Source organism: Capnocytophaga sp. oral taxon 863 str. F0517, from assembly GCF_000466425.1.
Classification (GTDB): domain Bacteria; phylum Bacteroidota; class Bacteroidia; order Flavobacteriales; family Flavobacteriaceae; genus Capnocytophaga.
In genome coordinates, this window is record NZ_KE992083.1 from 66,375 (window position 1) to 86,018 (window position 19,644).

General features: G+C 41.4%; 23 protein-coding genes and 2 tRNA genes. 17 read left to right on the top strand and 8 right to left on the bottom strand.

Annotation, left to right across the window (positions count from 1 at the left end; translation table 11 throughout):
- Positions 1–10 precede the first annotated feature (10 nt).
- The 4 genes from HMPREF1551_RS00290 to HMPREF1551_RS00305 form a co-directional block, all read right to left on the bottom strand.
- Positions 11–1,090: a DUF4625 domain-containing protein gene (locus HMPREF1551_RS00290; protein ID WP_021626975.1), complete on the bottom strand. Its 1,080-nt coding sequence runs from the start codon at positions 1,088–1,090 to the stop codon at positions 11–13.
- A 31-nt stretch (positions 1,091–1,121) separates the two neighbouring features.
- Positions 1,122–3,428 (bottom strand): TonB-dependent receptor, encoded by a 2,307-nt coding sequence (locus HMPREF1551_RS00295; RefSeq protein WP_021626976.1) that lies wholly within the window; start codon positions 3,426–3,428, stop codon positions 1,122–1,124.
- 89 nt (positions 3,429–3,517) lie between these two features.
- Entirely contained in the window at positions 3,518–3,871 is a 354-nt protein-coding gene (locus HMPREF1551_RS00300; RefSeq protein ID WP_081695725.1) for a hypothetical protein, read from the bottom strand.
- Between the two features lie 44 nt (positions 3,872–3,915).
- Positions 3,916–5,160, bottom strand: a complete 1,245-nt coding sequence (locus tag HMPREF1551_RS00305; RefSeq protein ID WP_034543943.1) for an ABC transporter permease — start codon at positions 5,158–5,160, stop codon at positions 3,916–3,918.
- A gap of 182 nt (positions 5,161–5,342) precedes the next feature.
- Between HMPREF1551_RS00305 and HMPREF1551_RS00310 the strand changes: the two genes are divergently transcribed.
- The 16 genes from HMPREF1551_RS00310 (at position 5,343) to HMPREF1551_RS00380 (ending at position 15,527) form a co-directional block, all read left to right on the top strand.
- Positions 5,343–6,323, top strand: a complete 981-nt coding sequence (locus tag HMPREF1551_RS00310) for an HlyD family secretion protein (protein ID WP_021626979.1) — start codon at positions 5,343–5,345, stop codon at positions 6,321–6,323.
- Positions 6,320–6,781, top strand: a complete 462-nt coding sequence (locus HMPREF1551_RS00315) for a GNAT family N-acetyltransferase (protein WP_021626980.1) — start codon at positions 6,320–6,322, stop codon at positions 6,779–6,781. Before HMPREF1551_RS00310 ends, HMPREF1551_RS00315 begins: the two co-directional genes overlap by 4 nt.
- Before the next feature lie 20 nt (positions 6,782–6,801).
- Positions 6,802–6,924: a hypothetical protein gene (locus HMPREF1551_RS14315; RefSeq protein WP_021626981.1), complete on the top strand. Its 123-nt coding sequence runs from the start codon at positions 6,802–6,804 to the stop codon at positions 6,922–6,924.
- Positions 6,925–7,023: 99 nt separating this feature from the next.
- Positions 7,024–7,785 (top strand): hypothetical protein, encoded by a 762-nt coding sequence (locus HMPREF1551_RS00320; RefSeq protein ID WP_021626982.1) that lies wholly within the window; start codon positions 7,024–7,026, stop codon positions 7,783–7,785.
- A 68-nt stretch (positions 7,786–7,853) separates the two neighbouring features.
- The gene (locus HMPREF1551_RS00325) at positions 7,854–8,660 is read left to right on the top strand and encodes a PQQ-binding-like beta-propeller repeat protein (protein WP_021626983.1); all 807 of its coding nucleotides are present in this window, start codon (positions 7,854–7,856) and stop codon (positions 8,658–8,660) included.
- A gap of 58 nt (positions 8,661–8,718) precedes the next feature.
- The gene (locus HMPREF1551_RS00330) at positions 8,719–9,072 is read left to right on the top strand and encodes an MmcQ/YjbR family DNA-binding protein (RefSeq protein WP_021626984.1); all 354 of its coding nucleotides are present in this window, start codon (positions 8,719–8,721) and stop codon (positions 9,070–9,072) included.
- A gap of 9 nt (positions 9,073–9,081) precedes the next feature.
- Positions 9,082–9,552, top strand: a complete 471-nt coding sequence (locus tag HMPREF1551_RS00335) for a hypothetical protein (protein WP_021626985.1) — start codon at positions 9,082–9,084, stop codon at positions 9,550–9,552.
- 29 nt (positions 9,553–9,581) lie between these two features.
- Positions 9,582–10,031, top strand: a complete 450-nt coding sequence (locus HMPREF1551_RS00340; RefSeq protein WP_021626986.1) for an NTF2 fold immunity protein — start codon at positions 9,582–9,584, stop codon at positions 10,029–10,031.
- Between the two features lie 28 nt (positions 10,032–10,059).
- A complete protein-coding gene (locus tag HMPREF1551_RS00345) occupies positions 10,060–11,121 on the top strand; it encodes a YhcG family protein (protein WP_021626987.1) in 1,062 nt (353 codons plus the stop codon).
- 13 nt (positions 11,122–11,134) lie between these two features.
- Positions 11,135–11,617, top strand: a complete 483-nt coding sequence (locus tag HMPREF1551_RS00350; RefSeq protein ID WP_034543949.1) for a hypothetical protein — start codon at positions 11,135–11,137, stop codon at positions 11,615–11,617.
- 26 nt (positions 11,618–11,643) lie between these two features.
- Positions 11,644–12,795, top strand: a complete 1,152-nt coding sequence (locus HMPREF1551_RS00355) for an ABC transporter permease (protein ID WP_021626989.1) — start codon at positions 11,644–11,646, stop codon at positions 12,793–12,795.
- Positions 12,782–13,966 carry an ABC transporter permease gene (locus HMPREF1551_RS00360; protein WP_021626990.1) on the top strand — a complete coding sequence of 395 codons (1,185 nt, stop codon included), beginning with the start codon at positions 12,782–12,784 and terminating at the stop codon, positions 13,964–13,966. Before HMPREF1551_RS00355 ends, HMPREF1551_RS00360 begins: the two co-directional genes overlap by 14 nt.
- Positions 13,967–13,998: 32 nt before the next feature.
- Positions 13,999–14,739, top strand: coding sequence for a hypothetical protein (locus HMPREF1551_RS00365; protein WP_021626991.1), 741 nt, complete (start codon positions 13,999–14,001; stop codon positions 14,737–14,739).
- Positions 14,729–15,184, top strand: a complete 456-nt coding sequence (locus tag HMPREF1551_RS00370) for a hypothetical protein (protein ID WP_021626992.1) — start codon at positions 14,729–14,731, stop codon at positions 15,182–15,184. Before HMPREF1551_RS00365 ends, HMPREF1551_RS00370 begins: the two co-directional genes overlap by 11 nt.
- 159 nt (positions 15,185–15,343) lie before the next feature.
- Positions 15,344–15,416: transfer RNA gene (locus tag HMPREF1551_RS00375), tRNA-Gly, on the top strand.
- 25 nt (positions 15,417–15,441) lie between these two features.
- Positions 15,442–15,527: transfer RNA gene (locus tag HMPREF1551_RS00380), tRNA-Leu, on the top strand.
- Between the two features lie 146 nt (positions 15,528–15,673).
- Here the strand turns inward: HMPREF1551_RS00380 and HMPREF1551_RS00385 are convergent.
- From HMPREF1551_RS00385 to HMPREF1551_RS00400, 4 genes are all read right to left on the bottom strand, one after another.
- Positions 15,674–16,183: a hypothetical protein gene (locus HMPREF1551_RS00385; protein ID WP_021626993.1), complete on the bottom strand. Its 510-nt coding sequence runs from the start codon at positions 16,181–16,183 to the stop codon at positions 15,674–15,676.
- Entirely contained in the window at positions 16,176–17,018 is an 843-nt protein-coding gene (mreC, locus tag HMPREF1551_RS00390; protein WP_021626994.1) for a rod shape-determining protein MreC, read from the bottom strand. Before mreC ends, HMPREF1551_RS00385 begins: the two co-directional genes overlap by 8 nt.
- Position 17,019: 1 nt before the next feature.
- The gene (locus HMPREF1551_RS00395) at positions 17,020–18,048 is read right to left on the bottom strand and encodes a rod shape-determining protein (protein WP_021626995.1); all 1,029 of its coding nucleotides are present in this window, start codon (positions 18,046–18,048) and stop codon (positions 17,020–17,022) included.
- A 237-nt stretch (positions 18,049–18,285) separates the two neighbouring features.
- Entirely contained in the window at positions 18,286–18,471 is a 186-nt protein-coding gene (locus tag HMPREF1551_RS00400) for a hypothetical protein (RefSeq protein ID WP_021626997.1), read from the bottom strand.
- Between the two features lie 57 nt (positions 18,472–18,528).
- Here HMPREF1551_RS00400 and dinB point away from each other — a divergent pair, with 57 nt between their 5' ends.
- Complete coding sequence (gene dinB / locus HMPREF1551_RS00405; RefSeq protein WP_034543959.1) at positions 18,529–19,632, top strand: DNA polymerase IV; 1,104 nt, start codon at positions 18,529–18,531, stop codon at positions 19,630–19,632.
- The last annotated feature ends 12 nt before the right edge of the window (positions 19,633–19,644 follow it).

Here is a 19,644-nt window from a genome sequence, read left to right on the forward strand (position 1 = left end):
TGTTGTTTTTTTAATTTTGTTTTAGGTTGTTTGTATAATCAACAGGTCGGTTGAACTCAAAGGAAAGTTCGTAAGTATTACTCTCGCGCTTGTATTTTAGCTTCACAATAGGCGTATTCTTTGCTTTAGAGCTTTCCACAGCAGGCTTATTAGGATTTGCATTCCAAAGGATCTCTGCGTCTGTTTCTTTTAGCTCCTTGTTAGAAAAAGTAGCGTAGAACTCTTCCTTCGTAAAGTTTTTCACGGAATACCCCTTATCATCATTTTCTCGGATATATTGATAAGGTTTGCCACAGAAGAAAGAGATATACTGCTCAAAATACTCAAAAATCTCTTTAGGTTGGTCATTCTTAGCTTCTTCCCCTGTAGCATCTAAGGGAGTGATGGTAATACTATCCACTCCATCATAGCTTTGATAAGGGCGAATATCTAAATCAAATACATACGCAAAGCTAACCGCTACTTTATATTTTGCAAAAGGTGCTTCTTGGCGAGTGGCCTCATACACCAAGGGTTCAAAAGAATTGGACTGTTCATAAGCAACATTCCCATTGCTAAATTTGGCTATAAAATCGTCCTTCTTTAGAGCAATACTTTTGTTTAACACTCCTAATTGTAAAGTTGCAAGTGAAAGAGTCTCATTCTCAGTAAAATCTCTTTTCTTCTCTACTTTCAAGACCTCCTTGACAGAGGTTATTTGACCATTTTGGTCGGTAACAGAGAATAAGAAATCATAATTTCCCTCTTTGGCATCGGCAGGAATATCCACATGCTTGTGTATTTTTCCTCCTTTTTTCCCTACAAATTCAGTAGAAATCTCCTCTATCTTGAAAGAAGACTCCCCATTGGCATAAGTAATCTGTAGTTTGGTCTCCTTAATCATTCCTTCAGCTGAGAAAAGAGCTTCTATATGTACATCATCACCTATATAACCTATTTTAGAGTTTTCATGTCCTAACTCCAATGATTCTATTTTAGGAGCAGGAGTAGTGATTCCATTTTTTCCCTCTTCTTTAGAACAAGAAAAGAGTAAAGCAGCAGAAAGCGCTATGAAAGATAACTTTCTAAGTATGTTCGTTATTTTTTTCATTTTTTTCTAATTTTAGTGTTCAACAATTTTTTTAAAAATTATAATTCAATCTCAGGTATACATTGCGTCCTAAGTCATGGGCGTAATAGCGAAAACGATTGGTGTATTCCTTATATAGTTGATTGAAAAGATTCTCACAAGAGAGCCTTACCGAAAGGCGCTGCTGTTCTCCTACAGCTATGGTACCTCCCACAGCTGCTTCAAAGAGATGATAAGCATCGGGAGTGGTGGCTACCAACTCCTGCGAAGGCTCAAAACGAGTTTGCTTAGCTACAAAGGTATGTCCTATACTTGCCTCAAGACTCTGAAACAAACCCTTGGGTTGGGCTTTCCATTCCAAGGACTGACTTAGCCTTGGGGCAGGTATAAAAGGAAAATACCGATGGGTCTTCAGCTCATTGGCAAAAACTACCGAAGCTCTCAGTCCATAGGAGAGACTTTGGGAAGCCGTCTCCCATTGGGAAAGCCTTAGGGAGGCTTCTATATCCGCTCCACGAAAGAAGGCATCGGCTTGGGTATACTGGAATATAGGATATACCCCAGAGAACAAAGTACGTACCTCTCCGGTGGGATAGTCATAGATATAGCCCTTAATAAGCTGTGCATAAGCATCCACAGAAAACTGCAATCCTTGATTGGGATGGTGATAGTCCAAAGAGGTAATCCACTTAGCTCCGGTCTCTGGATTCAGAGAGGATTCTCCCAGATTGTAAGTCCCTGCTCCATGATGCAAGCCACTACTATAGAGTTCGTTGACCTGTGGAGCGCGCCATGCTACTCCTATATGACTACTAACGGCTGTGTGAGAGCTCGCCTGCCAAGCCCCTCCTAAGCTATAGGTAATATTATGGAAATGGTGTTCCCCTCCATAGCGTTGGGAATACATATCATAGCCATCTGCATTGAGGTACTTATAGTCATAACGGATTCCCGCTTCAGCATTCCAGCTATCTTTGTGATACTTCTCTATCGCAAAAGCACCATAACCCACTGAAGCAAAGTTGGGAATCACTGGCACTACCCCTGTTCCTGGCTGGTTGTAGTTGTCTTGCAAGGAAAAACTACCTCCCAATTGTGTTTTCCAGTGAGGAGCATCCATATTTTCCCAAAAGACCTCCGCCAGATGGGTGGTCAGCCACATATTGAGGGCAGGAATACGAGTTCGCCCTAATCGACGTAGGCTATACTCCTTACGAATATCCTTTTGGAAAGCATATTGGGCGGTAAGTTTTCCCCCTATGGGGAGAAAATAATAAGCCTTGGCCTTGAGCAGGTGATGGACTACCTTTTGCTTGGGGGCTTCTATACTATAGGAAAAAGGATAGGTCGTAAGGGGGCGACCGATTTCAAACCGAGCCAGCAGGTCGTCCAAGTTGCCTATATGGGAACCATAGAATACGCTGCTCTCATTCTCATAGCGACTGTAGAATAGTTCTGCACTCCCCTCTTCTCGTTGCATACCTATGGCAGCAGAGAAGTTGGCCTCCGCAGCAGCGGTATTGTTCAGTACATAATCAGCAGTATGGATATCCCCCGAACGCTTGAGTGTTCCCTGTACCCGCCATGCCCAATGGTGCAGACCTGGCAGTCCACTTTCCAGCTTGAAGGTAGTGGCCGACTTGCGTCCATTGGAAGCAAAGGAGGGAGAGAGTTGCCCGTGCAACCCATCCCCATAAGGAAGCCGATTGGGAGCTATCACTACCACACCTCCCAAGGCATCAGAACCATAGCGTACGGCTTCAGCTCCTTTGACCACGGTAATCCTATCGGCTACAGCAGGATCTATCTCGGGGGCATGATCGGCACCCCATTGTTGTCCCTCTTGGCGCACCTCATTGTTGAGGATCAGGATACGGTTACTATGTAGGCCATGAATCACCGGCTTGGCTATCGTAGCCCCGGTCTGTATCATGGAGACTCCTGTCACTGTCGTGAGTACCTTGGCGAGCTCTTCTCCTGATTTTTGTTGGAGCTTGGTTTTGTCGATTGCAGCGGAAGTAGTTATGGGCTTGGCTACATGCCCTACCAGAGTGGTGCCCGCAAGCTGGTTGACCTCCTCCTGCATAACTACTTTATAGGGATTAGCAGCAGGAATAGCGAGAATTGCCTCATAGTCCAAGAAACCTAAGTAGTTTATCTTAATAGGGTATTTCCCTTTGGCTAACTTAGGAATACTTACCCTTCCCTGAGTATCGCTAACAAAGTGTTTCCCTATAAAATGTACTACTGCACTGGGCAAGGGTTGCCCTGCTTTGTCTTCTATCGTTAGCTCAAGAGTTTCTTGCCCATAGAGGGACAAGCCTACTCCTAAAAGAAGAAGACACAATAACTTTTTCATAAAGATTGATATCAGTAATGATTAATGATTAATACCATTAATGATTCATGAGATTAATACCCAAAAATTTGGGGAATAAACATCAATCATTAAACATTGATCATTAAAGAAGGAGGCCCTCTTAGGAGGTATTGAATAAAAGAAGTGTTAGGTCTTCCTTCTGTTATGGAAAAAACGGAAGGATAATAAGTTGTAGGTACGAAATGATAATCGAAAGTAATGAAAACAAAGTTCTGATGGAGCTGGAAAAACATACAATCATGATGCCTTTCCCCTTGGGAAATATGTACTTGGTGATCACATTTCTTCCCTTGGACATGGGTACACAGCTCTTCGCCTGAGTGGTGGTTATGGAAAAACTCACCTACAGGAAAGGCTACTTTCAACATGCTCAACAGCAGTAGAAAAGCAAAGAAACGAATATATGTTTTCTTCTTTTTCATTGAACGCGCAAAATTACGAAAATAAAATGAGAAAAACAAATTCTTTACCCTCTATTTTCATATCGCATAGCGGCTACAGGTTCTATCTTAGCGGCCTTTCGAGCTGGGAATGTACCGGCGAAAATACCCGACAGCACCATAATAAAAAGCGCTAAAAGGGCTATCCCCATATCTATATCCGTAGTCTTGAGCAATCCCATACCTCCAGAGGCTGCCAGTACAATATTAATGAGCTTGAGCACTCCTACCCCTAAGAACATCCCCAACAAGCCTGATCCTAAGGTGATAATCAAGGCTTCCAAAAGCACTTGTAGCGTAATATGGTAAGGGGTCGCCCCAATGGCCATACGCAAACCAAATTCATTGGTACGCTCCTTGACCACAATGAAAAGAATATTGGTTACACTGACCATCCCACTGATAAGAAAACAAGCCCCTACGATCCAGATAAAAACACTGATTCCCGTGAAGATACTATTGATATTGGCTATTTGTTCCTCCAAGGTCTGTATATAAACAGCATTGGGGTCATTGGCATCAAAACGCAGGCTGCGAGCCAAGTAGTTGAGTATCTTCTCCTTAAAGCTATTCATCGAAATCTTTGTATCATCACTTAGGTAGAAGCCAAAGACAGAGATATCAGGTGTATCTTGAATATTGCGGGTAAAGCTGGGATAAGGCACAAAGATTTCTGATTCTGCCTGTTGGCTGACCATATCATCATTCTTCATTACCCCTATCACACGGTAATACACCCCTCCTACATTGATGAGCTTATCCAAAGGATTATCGTTCAGAAAAAGCTTAGTGGCCACTTTCTTACCTATAATAGCTACATTACGTGCCTTTTTGTCATCCATCACATTGAAGGGGCGGCTACCTTCTATCATCTTAAAATTGGAGAAAGACCAATACTCATGCGCAATCCCTGTGATGGTAGTGTAGCAGTTTTTCTTACCATAAATAGCATTTTTGGAAAGGGTAGCTCGTGGCGAAAGACCTTTGATCTCAGGAAACTTACGCCTTATATCCTCCAAGAGATATTTATCAAAGAAAATCTGTCTGCCTTCCTGCATGTTCTTATACTTCATAGAGGTCTCCCCGCTCCATACATAGACCGACTTGGAGGCAAAGCTCTTGAGCAAGTCTTGCACCCCATACTCAACCCCCTTGCCTACTCCTAAAAGCAAGACTAAGATAAAGATACCCCACATAATCCCGAAGCCCGACATAAAAGTACGCACCTTGTTCTGTCGTATGGAGTGAATGATTTCACGTAATGTTTCCACGATATTGTAGTTATTTAGCAGTGCAAAGTTAGTGTTTTTTAGCGAAATATCCCAATGAAAATAAGTTTTTTTACCTATCAACCGCTCCCTTCAGAATTTAATCTATCTTAAAAATCTTTTGCCTCAAAAGTATTTTTATCTGATAAATCTTCCTTAATTTTGCACCATAAATTTTTTATCTTATGAAAAAGAAAAATATCACCGGACTTTTAGTTACCTTAGCTGTATTTGCAGTAATTATCTCGCTCTCTATCTACTTCTTTAGCAATAGCGAACCCACTTATCTGCAAGGACAGGTAGAAGCCAAACAAATCAATGTAGCCCCCAAAGTACCCGGTAGGGTCAAGGCCATCTACAAGCAAGAGGGTGATGTAGTACACAAAGGCGACCTACTCTTGGAGCTCGAAAGCACTGAGCTTGACGCCAAGCTCTCTCAAGCGGAAGCTGCTCGTATGGCTGCCCAAGCCCAATCCGACAAAGCCCAAAGTGGTGCACGCTCCGAGCAGATTCAGGGAGCCTACAATGTATGGCAACAAGCCCAAGCGGCCGCTGAACTGGCCGAGAAAACTTATCAGCGTGTAAGCAACCTCTACAATGACAAGGTACTCCCTGCTCAAAAGAAAGACGAGGCCTATACCCAAATGGTTGCCCTACAGAAACAAGCGGAAGCCGCTAAATCACAATACGAAATGGCTAAAAATGGTGCCCGTGTAGAAGACAAAACCGCCGCTCAAGCCCTTGTCGCTCAAGCCCAAGGAGTCATCACCGAAGTGAATGCTTATAAAGATGGCGCTAAGGTATTCGCTCCTTCCGATGCCGAGATACAGACAATTATCCCCAACGAAGGAGAAATTGTCAATGCAGGCTACCCTGTGATGAACCTCATTGACAGTAGTGATGAGTGGGTGGTGTTCAATATACGTGAGGACAAAATGGCCGATTTTAAGATAGGCACCAAGTTCAAAGGTATTGTCCCCGCTTTGGGCAATCAAGAAATAGAAATGGAAGTAAAACACATCGCTGTACAAGCCGATTTTGCCACTTGGACAGCTACCAAAAGTAAAGGAGATTTTGACAAGAAGACTTTCGCTATCAAGGCCTACCCTACTGAAAAAGTAAAGGATTTAAGACCAGGAATGTCGGTCTTAGTGAGTGAAAAATGAAAATAACTGAAGGATTATTGCCTGAAGATAAGCAGGCTATCATACACTGGACTAATAGCAAAGGGGCTGATTTCTTACAACAATGGGCGGGAGATGCTTTGTCCTATCCTCTTACCATAGAAGCGCTCAATGCTTTGCCTCATTGTTTTCGCATTGAGGCAGAGGGTAGTTTTATAGGTATAATTCAGCAGATAAGAGTTGAAGGGAGTAACGTACATATTGGTAGATTCCTTATCAATCCTTCCCTCACTGGAAAAGGATTAGGCACTAAGGCTATGCACTTATTTATTGCAATGCTTTTTGAAGATAAAAGTGTTCATTCTATTAGCCTAAATGTATTTGATGACAACCCTGTAGCTAAGGAGCTTTATACAAAGCTCGGTTTTGAAGTAGTGGCTACTATTGAAGGAGAAAGGAAGAAATACAAAATGGTGAAGCGTAATTCGGCAATTGGTTAATTAATTAACAAACTAATACTATGAAAAAAGAAGTAAACCTACAAGAATCCTTGATTACCGATTTGCGTACCCTTATCAATGAGACACGCAATAAAGTAGCCCTAACGGTAAACAAATTGTCGCACCACTGGCGCGACAATTAAGCTGGTTACTGAACTCCCCTCACGAGAACTCTTGCACCAGCAATTACAGAAAATAATAGCAGAACGTCAAGCTCTTTTATCGCATAAAAAACGACCCATATGAATCCATTACAAGAAATAGAACAAACTTATAGCTTTCAGTACCCCAAGCTATATCACCAGTTTTATGAGGATGGTATGCTTGATGTGGGGACAAAATATCCATATCATTCTTATTGTCCTATAGAATACAAAAATGGTGATAGATTGGCTAATAAAGAGTGGTTAGAACAGGAATATCTTAAACTGAAAGAGAACCCGCCTTTGTTTTTGTATGTAGATTGGTTTCAGGTACTCACCCCCTCTCAACTCGCAAAAGAGTTTGAGTTTTTAAATCAGCATTTAACACAATATCCTCAGAACCAAAAGTTCTTCTTCGCTCCCTTTGCAAGGGCTGTAGTGGATGACTATATGGTTTATTGTTTTTGTTATGATAAAGAAAAACCAACACAAGAGCCAAGTATAGTATTTATTAGAGAAGATGGGGAGGTAGATATCCTTTCAGGCAATTTGCAGAACTTTATTTTTTACCAATTAATAAAACGGTCGGTAGCACATTTTCACAACATCAGTTTTATCTGTTATGGTGATTTTTATGAAAATCTACGTCAGACACTTCGCACCCATCGCCCTTATTTAACAAAAGAACAAGCGGAGGTGTTAGAGGAAATTTATAAAAGAGAGATTAGAGAATATACTAGAAAACTTACATCTGGAGGCTGTTTTATATTTCTTACCTTGCTACACGAAGGAGAAGAAGAAACGTTACTAAATAAGTATAACCCACTACCTAAAGAAACCAATTTATTGAGAATCGTTTAGTTTTTGAGTAATATATGACAAGCTACCATACCTTAAACACTTTTAATAACCCTTTTCGCCATTATAGAGTGATAGATATCGTCCCTTTTCAGGAGAAAATAGCTGTATTGCAATTTGCCTCAGCTGATGTTTCTAAAACGATGGTGAAAAATGGAGTGTATGTAGATCGTCATATTCTTGTAGATATCTTTTCAGAAGATTTTACATCACAAAAACGACTTTCTTTCTCCTTTGAGGAAGATCAACCTTGTTATAGAAGTGATGCTTACTATTATCGGGAAGGTGAACGACTTTTTATACTCATTGAATACTATAAACTCGACAACATTTTTGTAACCAATAAGGTATTTGAAATTACTGAAAATGAAGTAATAGAACTGTCTTTTTGCTGTATTCCTCAAAAGCGAATTTTCAATGATGCGAAAGTCTATTCTTTTGGAGATAAAGAAGTCTTTATGCAATCTCCCTTTATGATGAGCTGCCGAGATAAACAGAACCAAAAAACACTTTGGAAATACAAACTCTCTGCTTATCTTTACACTCAAGTAGAGGAATATAACGATATCTTATACTTTGGTACAGCAGGTAAAGGAGGCTATTTTTATGGAGTTTCACTAAATAACGGACAAACTGTATTTAGTTATAATACAGGACAAACCGTACACTTTGTACGAAGTGGAGAACGTATTATCATAAGTGATAAAAAACAAAAGCCTATGCTTATAAATGCCTTAACTGGAGAGATCATCCATTCATTAGACATAGGCAAATACACTATTGATTACGAGCAACAGATGCTTTGGTATAAAGAACGCTTTTATGGAATTGTCCGCAATAAGGAAAAAGACTTATCTGTAGTGTGTGTGAATATATAGGAGTTTTATATGATCTGAAACCTAACAACTAATTACTGAAATCTTTTATCTAAATAAAATGAACTTAGAAGAACTTAGAGAATATTGCCTTTCCTTGCCGCATGTAACTGAGGATATGCCTTTTGGCGAGGGTTTCTTGGTATTCCGCATTTGTAATCGTATATTTGCCCTTACCAATCTAGAGCGTTTCCCTGTAAGTGTGAGCCTCAAGTGCGACCCAGAGCGTGCTGTAGAACTCCGTGAGCAGTACCCCGATAAGATTGTGGCGGGCTACCACCTGAACAAAAGACATTGGAATACCGTACTTTTAGAAGGCTTACCCCTTACCCTTATCAAGGAAATGATACAGCACTCTTATGACCAAGTACTCGCCAAAGTACCCAAGAAGGAAAGAGAAGCGTTAATTAACTAACTCAAGATTATGTTCTCAAAGCTCAAAGATTTCTTTTGTAAAACCTATCCCATTTTTAGGTATGACTTCTTTATCCCTGTAGCCCTCTATAAGCGTATAGAAGCAGTCGAAGGGGAGGTCAGCCCCCAAAGTATTAGGCTTTTCTTTAGCAAAGCTCCTTATTCCCTTAGTAAAGGACAGCTACAGATTACCCAAGAAGCCAACAAACTCTTTTTTGTACAAATAGCATTCTATGAAGAAGATAAAAGAGCGCATTTTCAGAAAGAAATGGAGGATTATAAAGAAGTATTTCCTTTTTGGACAGTCTTTCCTCATAGTTTCCATGGGGCTCCTCGCTGGAATCAGGGCTACCAAGAACATTATAGAGATACCTTTTTGAAATATTGGCACTTCTTAAGTATAGAAGAACAAGAAAAGTATATGGAGACCTATCATTGTCCCGAGGATTGGCGGCTTTGGCTAAAGGATTACCGCCAATAGCACTTTTATAATGAAAAATAACTATTCAAATGACAGAAACAGAACAAACCCTACGCCTGCATTTCACGGCATTTCTACAAGCCATGTATGAATGGGAAACAGAAGCCAACAGAGTAGATGAAGAAGAAGTGGAGAAAAAGAAATCGCTCTCTTGGGAAGACTTTTGTAAGCAACAAACCGAGCTGCGTATCCCTATTTATAAGGAATACATCACCGAACGCGAGCGCAAATATGGGGGTGCTGAATATACCAGTCACGGATTCCCTCCTAACTACGACCCCTCCAAAGAAAACATTACCGAAGTGCAGATCTCTGGTAAAAAAGCCTCTATCTTTACCGACAGAGAATATGCGAGAATGAATTACAAGCGCGAGTACAAGTACAAACTTGTAGAGGATCGCTGGCTATTAGATACTATCAAAGAACAGTATTTGCCTGAAAACAGAGACCCTGAAAAGTGGAAGCGTGTGATTATATAAAGTCATCAAAATTCTTAAAATAACCACAATGAAAGAAACCCCAACTTTTACTTTTGGAGCGCAAAACCTCCCCGATAAAGAATACCACCAATGGCTGATAGAAATCAAACAGCGATTCCAGCAATCACAAATCAAAACAGCCATAAAGGTGAATACTGCCCTTTTAGAGTTCTACTGGAGCTTGGGTAGTGATATAGTAAAAATGCAAACCGAAAAGGCTTGGGGTAGTGGCTTTATCAACCAACTAAGTTTGGATTTGAGAGAAGCCTTCCCTGAAGCTACTGGTTTTTCCGTAGCCAATATTAAAAACATAAGACAATGGTATTTGTTTTATTATCAAGAACTTACAAAAAGCTACCAAGTTGGTAGCTTTTTAGAGATGCCTAAAGATTTTGGCTTAATACCTTGGAGACACCATACTGAAATAATGAGAAAATGCAATTCTATTTCTGAGGCTCTATTCTATATCAAGCAGACGATCAGCCATAATTGGAGCAGGGTACAATTAGTGCATACTATTGAGAGTAACCTATTTGAGCGACAAGGAAAAGCTATTAGCAATTTTGATACTCAATTGCCTATCCCTCAAGCTAATTTAGCTACCGAGCTCCTCAAAGACCCTTATAATTTCGATTTTCTTTCCCTTGGTAAAGACTATTCCGAACGAGAGCTTGAAGAGGCTTTGATGCAGAACATCACTCGCTTTTTGCTGGAATTAGGACAAGGTTTTGCCTTTGTGGGGAGACAAATGGAATTGCGTATGCCCGAAGGACAGAGTTTTTTCCCCGATCTCATTTTTTACCATATCCCGATGAAGTGCTATGTTGTGGTAGAACTCAAAGTCACACTTTTCATCCCTGAATACATCGGAAAATTAAATTTCTATGTAACTGCTGTTGATAAACTCTTGCGCGGAGAAGGTGACAATCCTACCATTGGGTTACTTATCTGTAAAGATAAAGACGAATTATTAGTAGAATGGTCACTCACCGATGTAAACAAACCTTTAGGCATCGCCTCTTATCAGATCAAAGAAATCATCGATAACACTATCGCTGAATTTGAAAAAAACAAACTTAAAACCTTGTAAACCAATTAACCAAATGAACACATCAAATTATAACACCAAGTTTGGCACTCTTATTTTTTCTGAAAAAGTGGAAGATGTGTATTTTTGGGAGGCCTCATACCAGTGGAAAAGTGATTTCTATAAAGAAACTTTACAGCTACCTTTTTCTGTGTTTAGCAATACTGAAACTATCACCGCTGATACTATTGCTTTTATTGAACAAATCCTTACCAACGCAGATAAGTTGGTTACCAAAGCTCTTTCTTATTTTCAAGAACAACTGCTAATAAACTCAGATGGCTTTCATCTTTCAGAAGAAGAAAAACAATTGCTAAGCGTTCCCTTGCAAGAAGTTCCTTTTGAAAGTCCGCAGTTTCTATTCTATGACAACAAAGAATGGATATTGCATTTTGCCGAAGGTAGTTTCAGCTTTTGCGAGCCTTATGGTGTTTCTTTTCACTTTAAAGAAGAAAAACCAATCCTAATAGAAAACTTAGAAAACGCTGAAGAAATATAACTAATTAGCTAATTGACAAATTGAACATGTATTTATTTAAAACCGAATGCAAGAACCTATTCTTATCACCGAAACGACTATTTTACGTTTTGGTGTTCCCCTTTATCATTTTTGGGTTCTTTGCGGCTATTTTCTACAAAGGGGTGCCTCGTGACCTGCCTATGGCATATATCAATTACGACCAGAGTCAGCTTTCCGAGAGCCTTTTGCGTATGCTTGATGCCACGCCTAACATCGCCCTTACTACCAAGCTAAGCAATGAGCAAGAAGCCCAACGCCTTATCCAGCAACAGCAGATCATGGGCTTTATCGTCATTCCTCAAGACTTCCAGCAAAAACTCTTCAAGGGCGAAAACCAATCGGTGATCTGCTATACCAATAACCAGTTTATGCTCGGTGCAGGCCTTATCCAAAAGGATTTCCAAACCACCATAGGCATGTTCTCAGCTGGTTTGGTGATGAAAAAGAAGATGCAAAAAGGACAACAAACCCAAAAAGTTCATGCAGAAGCCCAAACCGTAAAGGTAGATGACCATGGCCTGTTCAACCCTTACTCTAACTATGCCTATTACCTCCTTACTGCATTTTTTCCGATGATGCTCCAAATGATCGTAATGATGGTAACTGTCTATGTATTAGGCATAGAGTTCCGTTACAAGCAAGGCAAACACTGGCTCGCCCAAGCAGGAGGCAGTCCGCTGAAGGCTTTGGTTAGCAAGCTCCTACCTTATACCTTAGTACTGCTCTTTGTAGCGTGGTGGATGAACTATCTCCTATTTGGGCTTATTGGAGCGCCTTTGCACATCCCGATGTTCAATGTAGTGCTCATCACTTTTGCTTTAGTCATCGTTTATCAGATTATCGGGATCACACTCGTTTCTATACTTCCTAATTTCAGATCGGCACTCACCATAGGCAGTGGTTTCACCGCGATTGCCTTTTCGTTTGCCGCCTACACCTTCCCAATAGAAGGCTTACCTAAGAGTATGCAGTATCTAGCACAGCTCTTCCCCTATGCCCATTTTATGAAATACTATGTCAATCGCGCTATCAAAGGGATCCCTGTAGAAATGACTTGGCAACCACTCTTAGCCTTATTACTCTTTGGCTTACTGCTGCTGGTTGCCTACCCTATGTTTGTAAAGAAAATAAAATCAGGTGGATATGAAAGCATTTAGAAAATACATTTATCAAAGTTCAGCCGACTTCACCCGCGCAATGCGCTGGGAAGCCAAATATATATTCCGTGATAGGGCGGTATTCTTTTCGTTTGTGATAGTAGCTGTATTAGTCTCCTTTCTCTATACCTATCTCTATTCGGAAGAGACCTTACAGGAACTCCCCATTGGGGTGGTTGATGAGGACAACACATCCCAAAGCCGACAGCTGTTCCGTATGATAGATGCCAATAGTGGCGTGGCCATTTACAGTAGTTATCTGAATCTTTCAGAAGCCCAAAAGGCCTTTGCCAAGGAACAAATACGAGGAGTTGTTAGCATACCTAACGGCTTTTCCCGTGCTCTACAACGCGGAGAACAACCCTCTATCTCCGTATATGCAGATGCTTCCTATATGCTCTATTACAAACAGGTATTGACCGCAACCAAAATGACCGCCACCTATTTCAATGCAGGAGTGGAGCTCAAGCGTACCTCTGCTCAAGGCAAGCTACCCACCCAAGCTCGCGAAGAAGCGATGCCTGTAAGTGCCAAGGTGGTCAGCCTCTATAACCCCTCCTCAGGCTATGCGACCTTCTTGATTCCTGTGGTCTTGGTCATTATCTTCCAAACCACCATCCTCACGGCAGTAGGTATATTAGGAGGTACCATGCGTGAGGGCAACAAGCTGCGCAAAATATACCCTAATTCCAATAGCTTCTGGGGAGCCTTACCTATCGTAATGGGAAAGGCAACCACTTATTTAGCCCTTGCGATGGGAATTTTACTTATCATTCTAGGCATCGTAATGCCTCTTTTCGGTATTCCGGTACGCAACAATATCCTTATCACAATGGCCTTCATGATCCCTTTTATCCTCTCTATTGTGTTTATGGGGCTTTGCTTGCTGAATTTTCTCCGCCGTCGGGAAGATGCCATCATGCTCATCATGTACACCTCTCTACCAGCGGTGATGCTCACGGGTTTTTCTTGGCCTACGGTAGCCATGCCCCAGTGGCTGAACGTATTTTCCTATATTATTCCTACCACCTTAGGAGCTAAGGGCTTTGTCTCTATCACCCAAATGGGGGCTAGCCTCACCACCATACTCCCCTACTGGGCAGGTATGTGGGGATTGTGTATCCTCTATCTTGTTCTTAGTGCCTTTACGATGAGGAAAATACTTAAATAGTGACAAGTGACTAATGACTAACAACTAATTATATGAGGGTTATTTTTTTATTTTTCCTTTTTCCTATGATAACTTGGGGACAAGCGATTACTGTTACAGGCGAGTTTAAGGAAAGTTATCGCTGGGTTCGCCTATCTTCCAATGTAGAAAGGGTACTTTTTGTATTAGAAAAGGGTGATTTTCTCCTCCCCGATTGGGGTTATTTCCTAAAACTAAGCGAAAAAGATGCCCAAAGGTTAGACACCTCCCTTATTTTAGTAATTCCTCTCTTTGGAGATGAACCTATAAAGTGGGTATATGATACCCCTATCACTTTTGAGCTATATCCCCTACCAGGTACCACAGATGATTATTATTGCAAAAAGGCCTCCTATACGGATAAGGACGGCAAGCAAGTTACCCTCTCCACTACCGAGATTCCCATAAAGTCCAGTATGCAGCTTATCCAAGAAGGGAAGCCCTTTCTCTATGGTAATTTCATCTCAGAAAATCGTGAAGGGGACTATCGAGATCTTGCTCAGTGGATAGAGGCCTTAGACAGTCCTAAAAAGGTAAAGGTAACCAATACCTCCTTTAGAATTGAAATAGATGAGAAAGGTCGCCGTAGTTGCAATGCTCTTAATTATGAGGAAGATGAATCCCTTTCGGACTTAGCCAAGATACGTATGGAAAGCATACGTAAGTTTGTACAAGGCTTTTTACCCATAGCAGAGAACCCCACTAAAGAAGACTGGAAAGCATGGCTCAAAGGGAATCTATCACTTGCTTTTTGAGGGAGTAAAACTCAAGGAGAAAGTGCTTTTGGGCGAACGCTTTACTTGGGCTTGTGAGTATCTTCATTGGGACGATCAGTCACTCTATGGGGATATCAATGCGGATGATGCGTTCAAGTTCTCCACCATAGCCGCTCCCTCCGAAAAGCTAAAGATCCCCTCTGGCCATTATATGAGAGAAGGTTTCTTAATGGCTGATGGGGATCATATTGTTGCTTTCTATACTACACGAGAAGGTTTTTTCTATGAGCTAAGGCAACAAGTCATAGACCGAAAGACCCTCTCCCCTATAGGTGAAGCAAAGGTTCTCTACCAATACCTCCCTGTAGAGCAAATAGATAGCGATAATTCTATGCGAGAGATCGAAGCCCTCAAGCTGGGCAACACTTGGCATATTTTCTTCACCATAAAAAAGAAATTTCATTGGGTAAGGACTAATGATTAGTGACAAATGACAAGAGACAAGTGACTAATATAGATTTGTAAATATATCATAGTCAAACACTTATAAAATAATTTATGCTTTAAAGAAAAAAAATTCATTTTTTCTTTGTTGATTTGGAAAAAAGTAGTATCTTTGCACCGTCTTAGAAAGATATGAATTGCGAAAATAGCTCAGTTGGTAGAGCGCAACCTTGCCAAGGTTGAGGTCGCGGGTTCGAATCCCGTTTTTCGCTCTTTTTTTTATGCCCATCATAGAAGGCTCGGATGGTGGAATCGGTAGACACGCTGGACTTAAAATCCAGTGGGCAGCAATGCCTGTGCGGGTTCAAGTCCCGCTCCGAGTACAACCTTACAATCACTACTCTATGAGTAGTGATTTTTTTATTCCTATACCTGCCTAATGGAAGCTGTTGTAACTTTTGCTACTTCTGCCAAAGTTATCTATTTTTGTTTAAGATAACCTATAGATTTAAATCAAATAACCCAAGTTTCAATACTTATTCTCCTTTCTATTTCCGACAAGCTGAGCTACAAATAAGCATACGATAGCAGTGAAGAGCACATTGACCATGGTTCTATCAATCGAGTAGAGCCATAATTGCCATTGAAAAGCCTCCAATAAGGAAAAAATAAGATGAAAAACAAGGGCAAAAGAAAAGATATAGAGTATTCGCAAGGTGGCACTTACCTGAAGCAATGCTATTTCTTGCCCTTCAAAGTTCTGACCAAAGAACAATCTAATAAGTAGTGGTCGAAGGAAAACTACCGAGAGGGTGGCACAGCTATAGACCCCACTGGTCTGAGAAAAAATATCTATCACCAATCCCGATAGGGTTGCTAAAAAGAATAGAAGTATTTTATTTTCTACCGCTGGGTAGGTCATGAAGAAGAGTAAATATAAGGCAGGATTGGCATACCCAAACAAATTTATATTGTTCAGGAGTATGCCCTGTAAAAGTACCCACCCTACGAGGCGTAAAATATAAGACAAACTATTCATCTGCTTGAGCCTGTATCTGTTCTTCTATGGCTCTTATGGGAGCCTGATCTCTGTTCTTAATAATATATACATGCTGTAGTTGCTGCATATTGGTAAATAGTTTCACCTGAGAGAGGAGGGAGTTATCTCTTGTATTAGCATTGACACTAAGCACCTTGCCCACAGGAATACCTTTGGGAAAGATACTTGAGTGACCTGCCGTTACAATGGAGTCTCCTGGGGAGATAGTCGCCAAACTCGGAATATCGGTCAGCTGGACTACATTAGGATCCTTTCCGTCCCAAGAAAGGGTACCATAATACCCCGATTTCTTATGAGTGGCACTGATCTTGGAGAGGGTATTGAGTACCGATTGCACGGAAGCATAGTCGGTCGTGGTCTTATCAATGATCCCTACAATCCCTCCTGGAGATACCACCCCCATATCCTCACGGATACTATCCCGCTGTCCTTTGTTGATTATCAAGTAGTTTTTAGAAAGCTGATAGCTATTTTTGATTACCTCTGCCCTATACACCTTATATTGCTCTGGAGCATATAGCAAAATAGGATCTTTAGCCAACTCCTCCAATTTCTGTGCCCTTTCCTTAAGAAGCTGTTCGTGCAACTGTTTGTTTTCCTGAGCCAACTGTTCATTCTGTTGCTTGAGGGAAAAATATTGCACTACCCCCGTTCTTAGGAGATAGACATCGCCCACCACTCCTGTGGCTACATATAGGAACTTTGATCGCTGCAAAGAATTTCCATTCAGTACCAAGGAGAAGGAAAAGATAAAAAGGAGCAAGAAGACCAAAAAGTCTCTTTGTTTGCTAAAGAATAATAGGATCAGGCGCATCTTATTTCTCTAAGATAGCTTTGAATTTTTCTATATTCTTGAGGGTGATACCGGTACCTCTTACCACAGCACGAAGTGGATCCTCCGCTACATATACCGGAAGGTCTGTACGCATGGAGATACGTTTGTCCAATCCACGAAGCATGGATCCTCCACCAGCCATATAGATACCTGTATTGTAGATATCCGCAGCTAATTCGGGAGGAGTCTGAGAAAGGGTTTCCATAATAGCATCCTCTATTCGAAGGATGGACTTATCCAAGGCCTTTGCAACCTCTCGATGAGAGATCTCCACTTGCTTAGGCTTTCCAGTAAGCAAGTCGCGCCCCTGAACAAGCATCGGATCGGGTGGAGAATCAATATCCTCAATGGCTGCACCTGTGTTGATTTTGATATTTTCAGCCGTAGTTTCCCCTATATAGAGATTGTGTCGGGTACGCATATAATAAATGATATCGTTGGTAAAGACATCCCCTGCTATCTTTACCGACTTATCGCAGACAATTCCTCCCAAGGAAATCACCGCAATTTCAGCAGTTCCTCCCCCTATATCGATAACCATATTTCCTTTGGCTTGCATGATATCCAGTCCTATCCCGATGGCTGCGGCCATAGGCTCATACACAAGGAAAATCTCCTTCCCATTGACCCTTTCGCAGGATTCACGTACGGCACGCATCTCCACTTCGGTAATCCCGGAGGGGATACACACTACTATTTTAAGTGAAGGAGAGAAAAGACGCTTCTTCAAGGCAGGAATACTCTTGATAAAAGCATTGATCATCTGCTCAGAAGCATCAAAATCAGCAATTACCCCGTCCTTAAGCGGACGAATCGTTTTGATACGCTCATAGGTTTTTCCCTGCATAAGCTGCGCTTCCCTACCTACAGCAATGATCTTATTAGTGATTAAGTCACGTGCCACTATAGAAGGACTATCGACCACTACCTTATCTTTGTGTATAATAAGCGTGTTGGCCGTACCTAAGTCAATGGCGATTTCTTCTGTTAAAAAATCAAAAAGTCCCATTATATTTTTTCTATTTATGCTAAATAAATAGCTATTTTTACAAACAATTTCTTTATTCACCCTTCCTACTTTGGAAGTGTATTTTTAGCGGTCAAAGGTATGAAAAAAAAATCAAAGAAAAAAGCTATAAAAATATTTTATTACTAAAAATTTAATAGGCTTCATTTTGTTGCCCTTCCCTACAGCTATTCTCTTAATTGAGAAATTGTGCTGCTGTTTAGAGAAAGTACTCATTTTTCATCTCTTCCATTCAGTTATAGAGCTAAAAAGCCGTCCCCCTTGTAGGAGACGGCTTTTTGCAAAAACAAAAGGCTCCTGGTTTTCATCCTTTACCACCCCTGAGATGGTGCGCTCTTGAGCTATGGATGCTTGTAATGCTCCTAAAAATAAGAGCGTAAAATAAATTAAATTTCTTATTCTCATACATCAAATATTTTAATCACATTGTCTCATTGGCAAATTATCCTTATCTTTGCCCTTGTGGAACGCAAGATTATTCATATTGATATGGATGCCTTCTTCGCCTCGGTAGAGCAGCACGACAATCCTTGGCTCAAAGGGAAGGCTATTGCCGTAGGAGGGAGTGAAGCCCGTGGCGTGGTGGCCGCTGCTAGCTATGAGGCTCGCCGCTATGGGGTGCGTAGTGCCATGTCCAGTGTGGTGGCCAAGCAGCTATGTCCGCAGCTTATTTTTGTCAAGCCACGCTTTGATCGCTATCGGGAAATCTCTATGCAGATAAGGGCTATCTTCTATGAATATACCGATTTGGTAGAGCCTCTTTCTTTGGATGAGGCCTATCTTGATGTTACCACTAACAAAATAGATATCCCCTCGGCTACCCTTATCGCCCAGCAGATACGCTCTAAAATCTTTGAACAAACGGGACTTACCGCCTCAGCGGGGATTTCGGTGAATAAGTTTATCGCCAAAATCGCCAGTGACTACAATAAGCCTAACGGACAGAAGACTGTCCCTCCGGAAGAGGTATTGGACTTCTTGGCCAACTTAGATATTAAGAAATTTTACGGTATTGGCAAGGTAACCGCCCAAAAGATGTACCAAAAAGGAATCTTCACTGGGGCTGACCTGCGCGCCAAGAGTCTGGAAGAACTACAGGAATATTTTGGTAACAATGGGGAATACTTCTACCAGATAGCTCGAGGAATACACCTAAGCCCTGTGCGCCCCTTTCGTTTGGTCAAGTCAATTGGGGTGGAGCATACCTTTGATACCAACATCTCCAGTGAGGTCTTTATGGAAGAACCGCTTCAGAAGCTATGTGAGGAAGTAGCCCAACGAATGGCTAAGAAGCAGCTACAGGCCAAGACCATCACCCTCAAGCTTAAGTACAGTGACTTCAAACAGCAGACCCGTAGCCGCACCTTACCCGACTTTGTGGGAGATAGTGAAACTATTTATCAGGTTATCCGCGAACTCCTCTATCAGGAAAAACTCCGAGAGTCCGTACGGCTCTTGGGTGTATCCTTAAGTCACTTCAACTACCCCTCGGAGGAAGAGGAGTCCCCCCAATGGGTACAGCTACAATTCGACTTCCCCCAATGGGAAGAATACCCTAAGCGATAATTTATTTTTAAA

Excerpts from the sequence above, each read along its gene's own strand:
- HMPREF1551_RS00290 (WP_021626975.1), bottom strand. The coding sequence starts at position 1,090 with ATGAAAAAAATAACGAACATACTTAGAAAGTTATCTTTCATAGCGCTT.
- HMPREF1551_RS00295 (WP_021626976.1), bottom strand. The coding sequence starts at position 3,428 with ATGAAAAAGTTATTGTGTCTTCTTCTTTTAGGAGTAGGCTTGTCCCTC.
- HMPREF1551_RS00300 (WP_081695725.1), bottom strand. The coding sequence starts at position 3,871 with ATGAAAAAGAAGAAAACATATATTCGTTTCTTTGCTTTTCTACTGCTG.
- HMPREF1551_RS00310 (WP_021626979.1), top strand. The coding sequence starts at position 5,343 with ATGAAAAAGAAAAATATCACCGGACTTTTAGTTACCTTAGCTGTATTT.
- HMPREF1551_RS00315 (WP_021626980.1), top strand. The coding sequence starts at position 6,320 with ATGAAAATAACTGAAGGATTATTGCCTGAAGATAAGCAGGCTATCATA.
- HMPREF1551_RS14315 (WP_021626981.1), top strand. The coding sequence starts at position 6,802 with ATGAAAAAAGAAGTAAACCTACAAGAATCCTTGATTACCGATTTGCGT.
- HMPREF1551_RS00320 (WP_021626982.1), top strand. The coding sequence starts at position 7,024 with ATGAATCCATTACAAGAAATAGAACAAACTTATAGCTTTCAGTACCCC.
- HMPREF1551_RS00330 (WP_021626984.1), top strand. The coding sequence starts at position 8,719 with ATGAACTTAGAAGAACTTAGAGAATATTGCCTTTCCTTGCCGCATGTA.
- HMPREF1551_RS00335 (WP_021626985.1), top strand. The coding sequence starts at position 9,082 with ATGTTCTCAAAGCTCAAAGATTTCTTTTGTAAAACCTATCCCATTTTT.
- HMPREF1551_RS00340 (WP_021626986.1), top strand. The coding sequence starts at position 9,582 with ATGACAGAAACAGAACAAACCCTACGCCTGCATTTCACGGCATTTCTA.
- HMPREF1551_RS00345 (WP_021626987.1), top strand. The coding sequence starts at position 10,060 with ATGAAAGAAACCCCAACTTTTACTTTTGGAGCGCAAAACCTCCCCGAT.
- HMPREF1551_RS00350 (WP_034543949.1), top strand. The coding sequence starts at position 11,135 with ATGAACACATCAAATTATAACACCAAGTTTGGCACTCTTATTTTTTCT.
- HMPREF1551_RS00355 (WP_021626989.1), top strand. The coding sequence starts at position 11,644 with ATGTATTTATTTAAAACCGAATGCAAGAACCTATTCTTATCACCGAAA.
- HMPREF1551_RS00360 (WP_021626990.1), top strand. The coding sequence starts at position 12,782 with ATGAAAGCATTTAGAAAATACATTTATCAAAGTTCAGCCGACTTCACC.
- HMPREF1551_RS00365 (WP_021626991.1), top strand. The coding sequence starts at position 13,999 with ATGAGGGTTATTTTTTTATTTTTCCTTTTTCCTATGATAACTTGGGGA.
- HMPREF1551_RS00385 (WP_021626993.1), bottom strand. The coding sequence starts at position 16,183 with ATGAATAGTTTGTCTTATATTTTACGCCTCGTAGGGTGGGTACTTTTA.
- mreC (WP_021626994.1), bottom strand. The coding sequence starts at position 17,018 with ATGCGCCTGATCCTATTATTCTTTAGCAAACAAAGAGACTTTTTGGTC.
- HMPREF1551_RS00395 (WP_021626995.1), bottom strand. The coding sequence starts at position 18,048 with ATGGGACTTTTTGATTTTTTAACAGAAGAAATCGCCATTGACTTAGGT.
- HMPREF1551_RS00400 (WP_021626997.1), bottom strand. The coding sequence starts at position 18,471 with ATGAGAATAAGAAATTTAATTTATTTTACGCTCTTATTTTTAGGAGCA.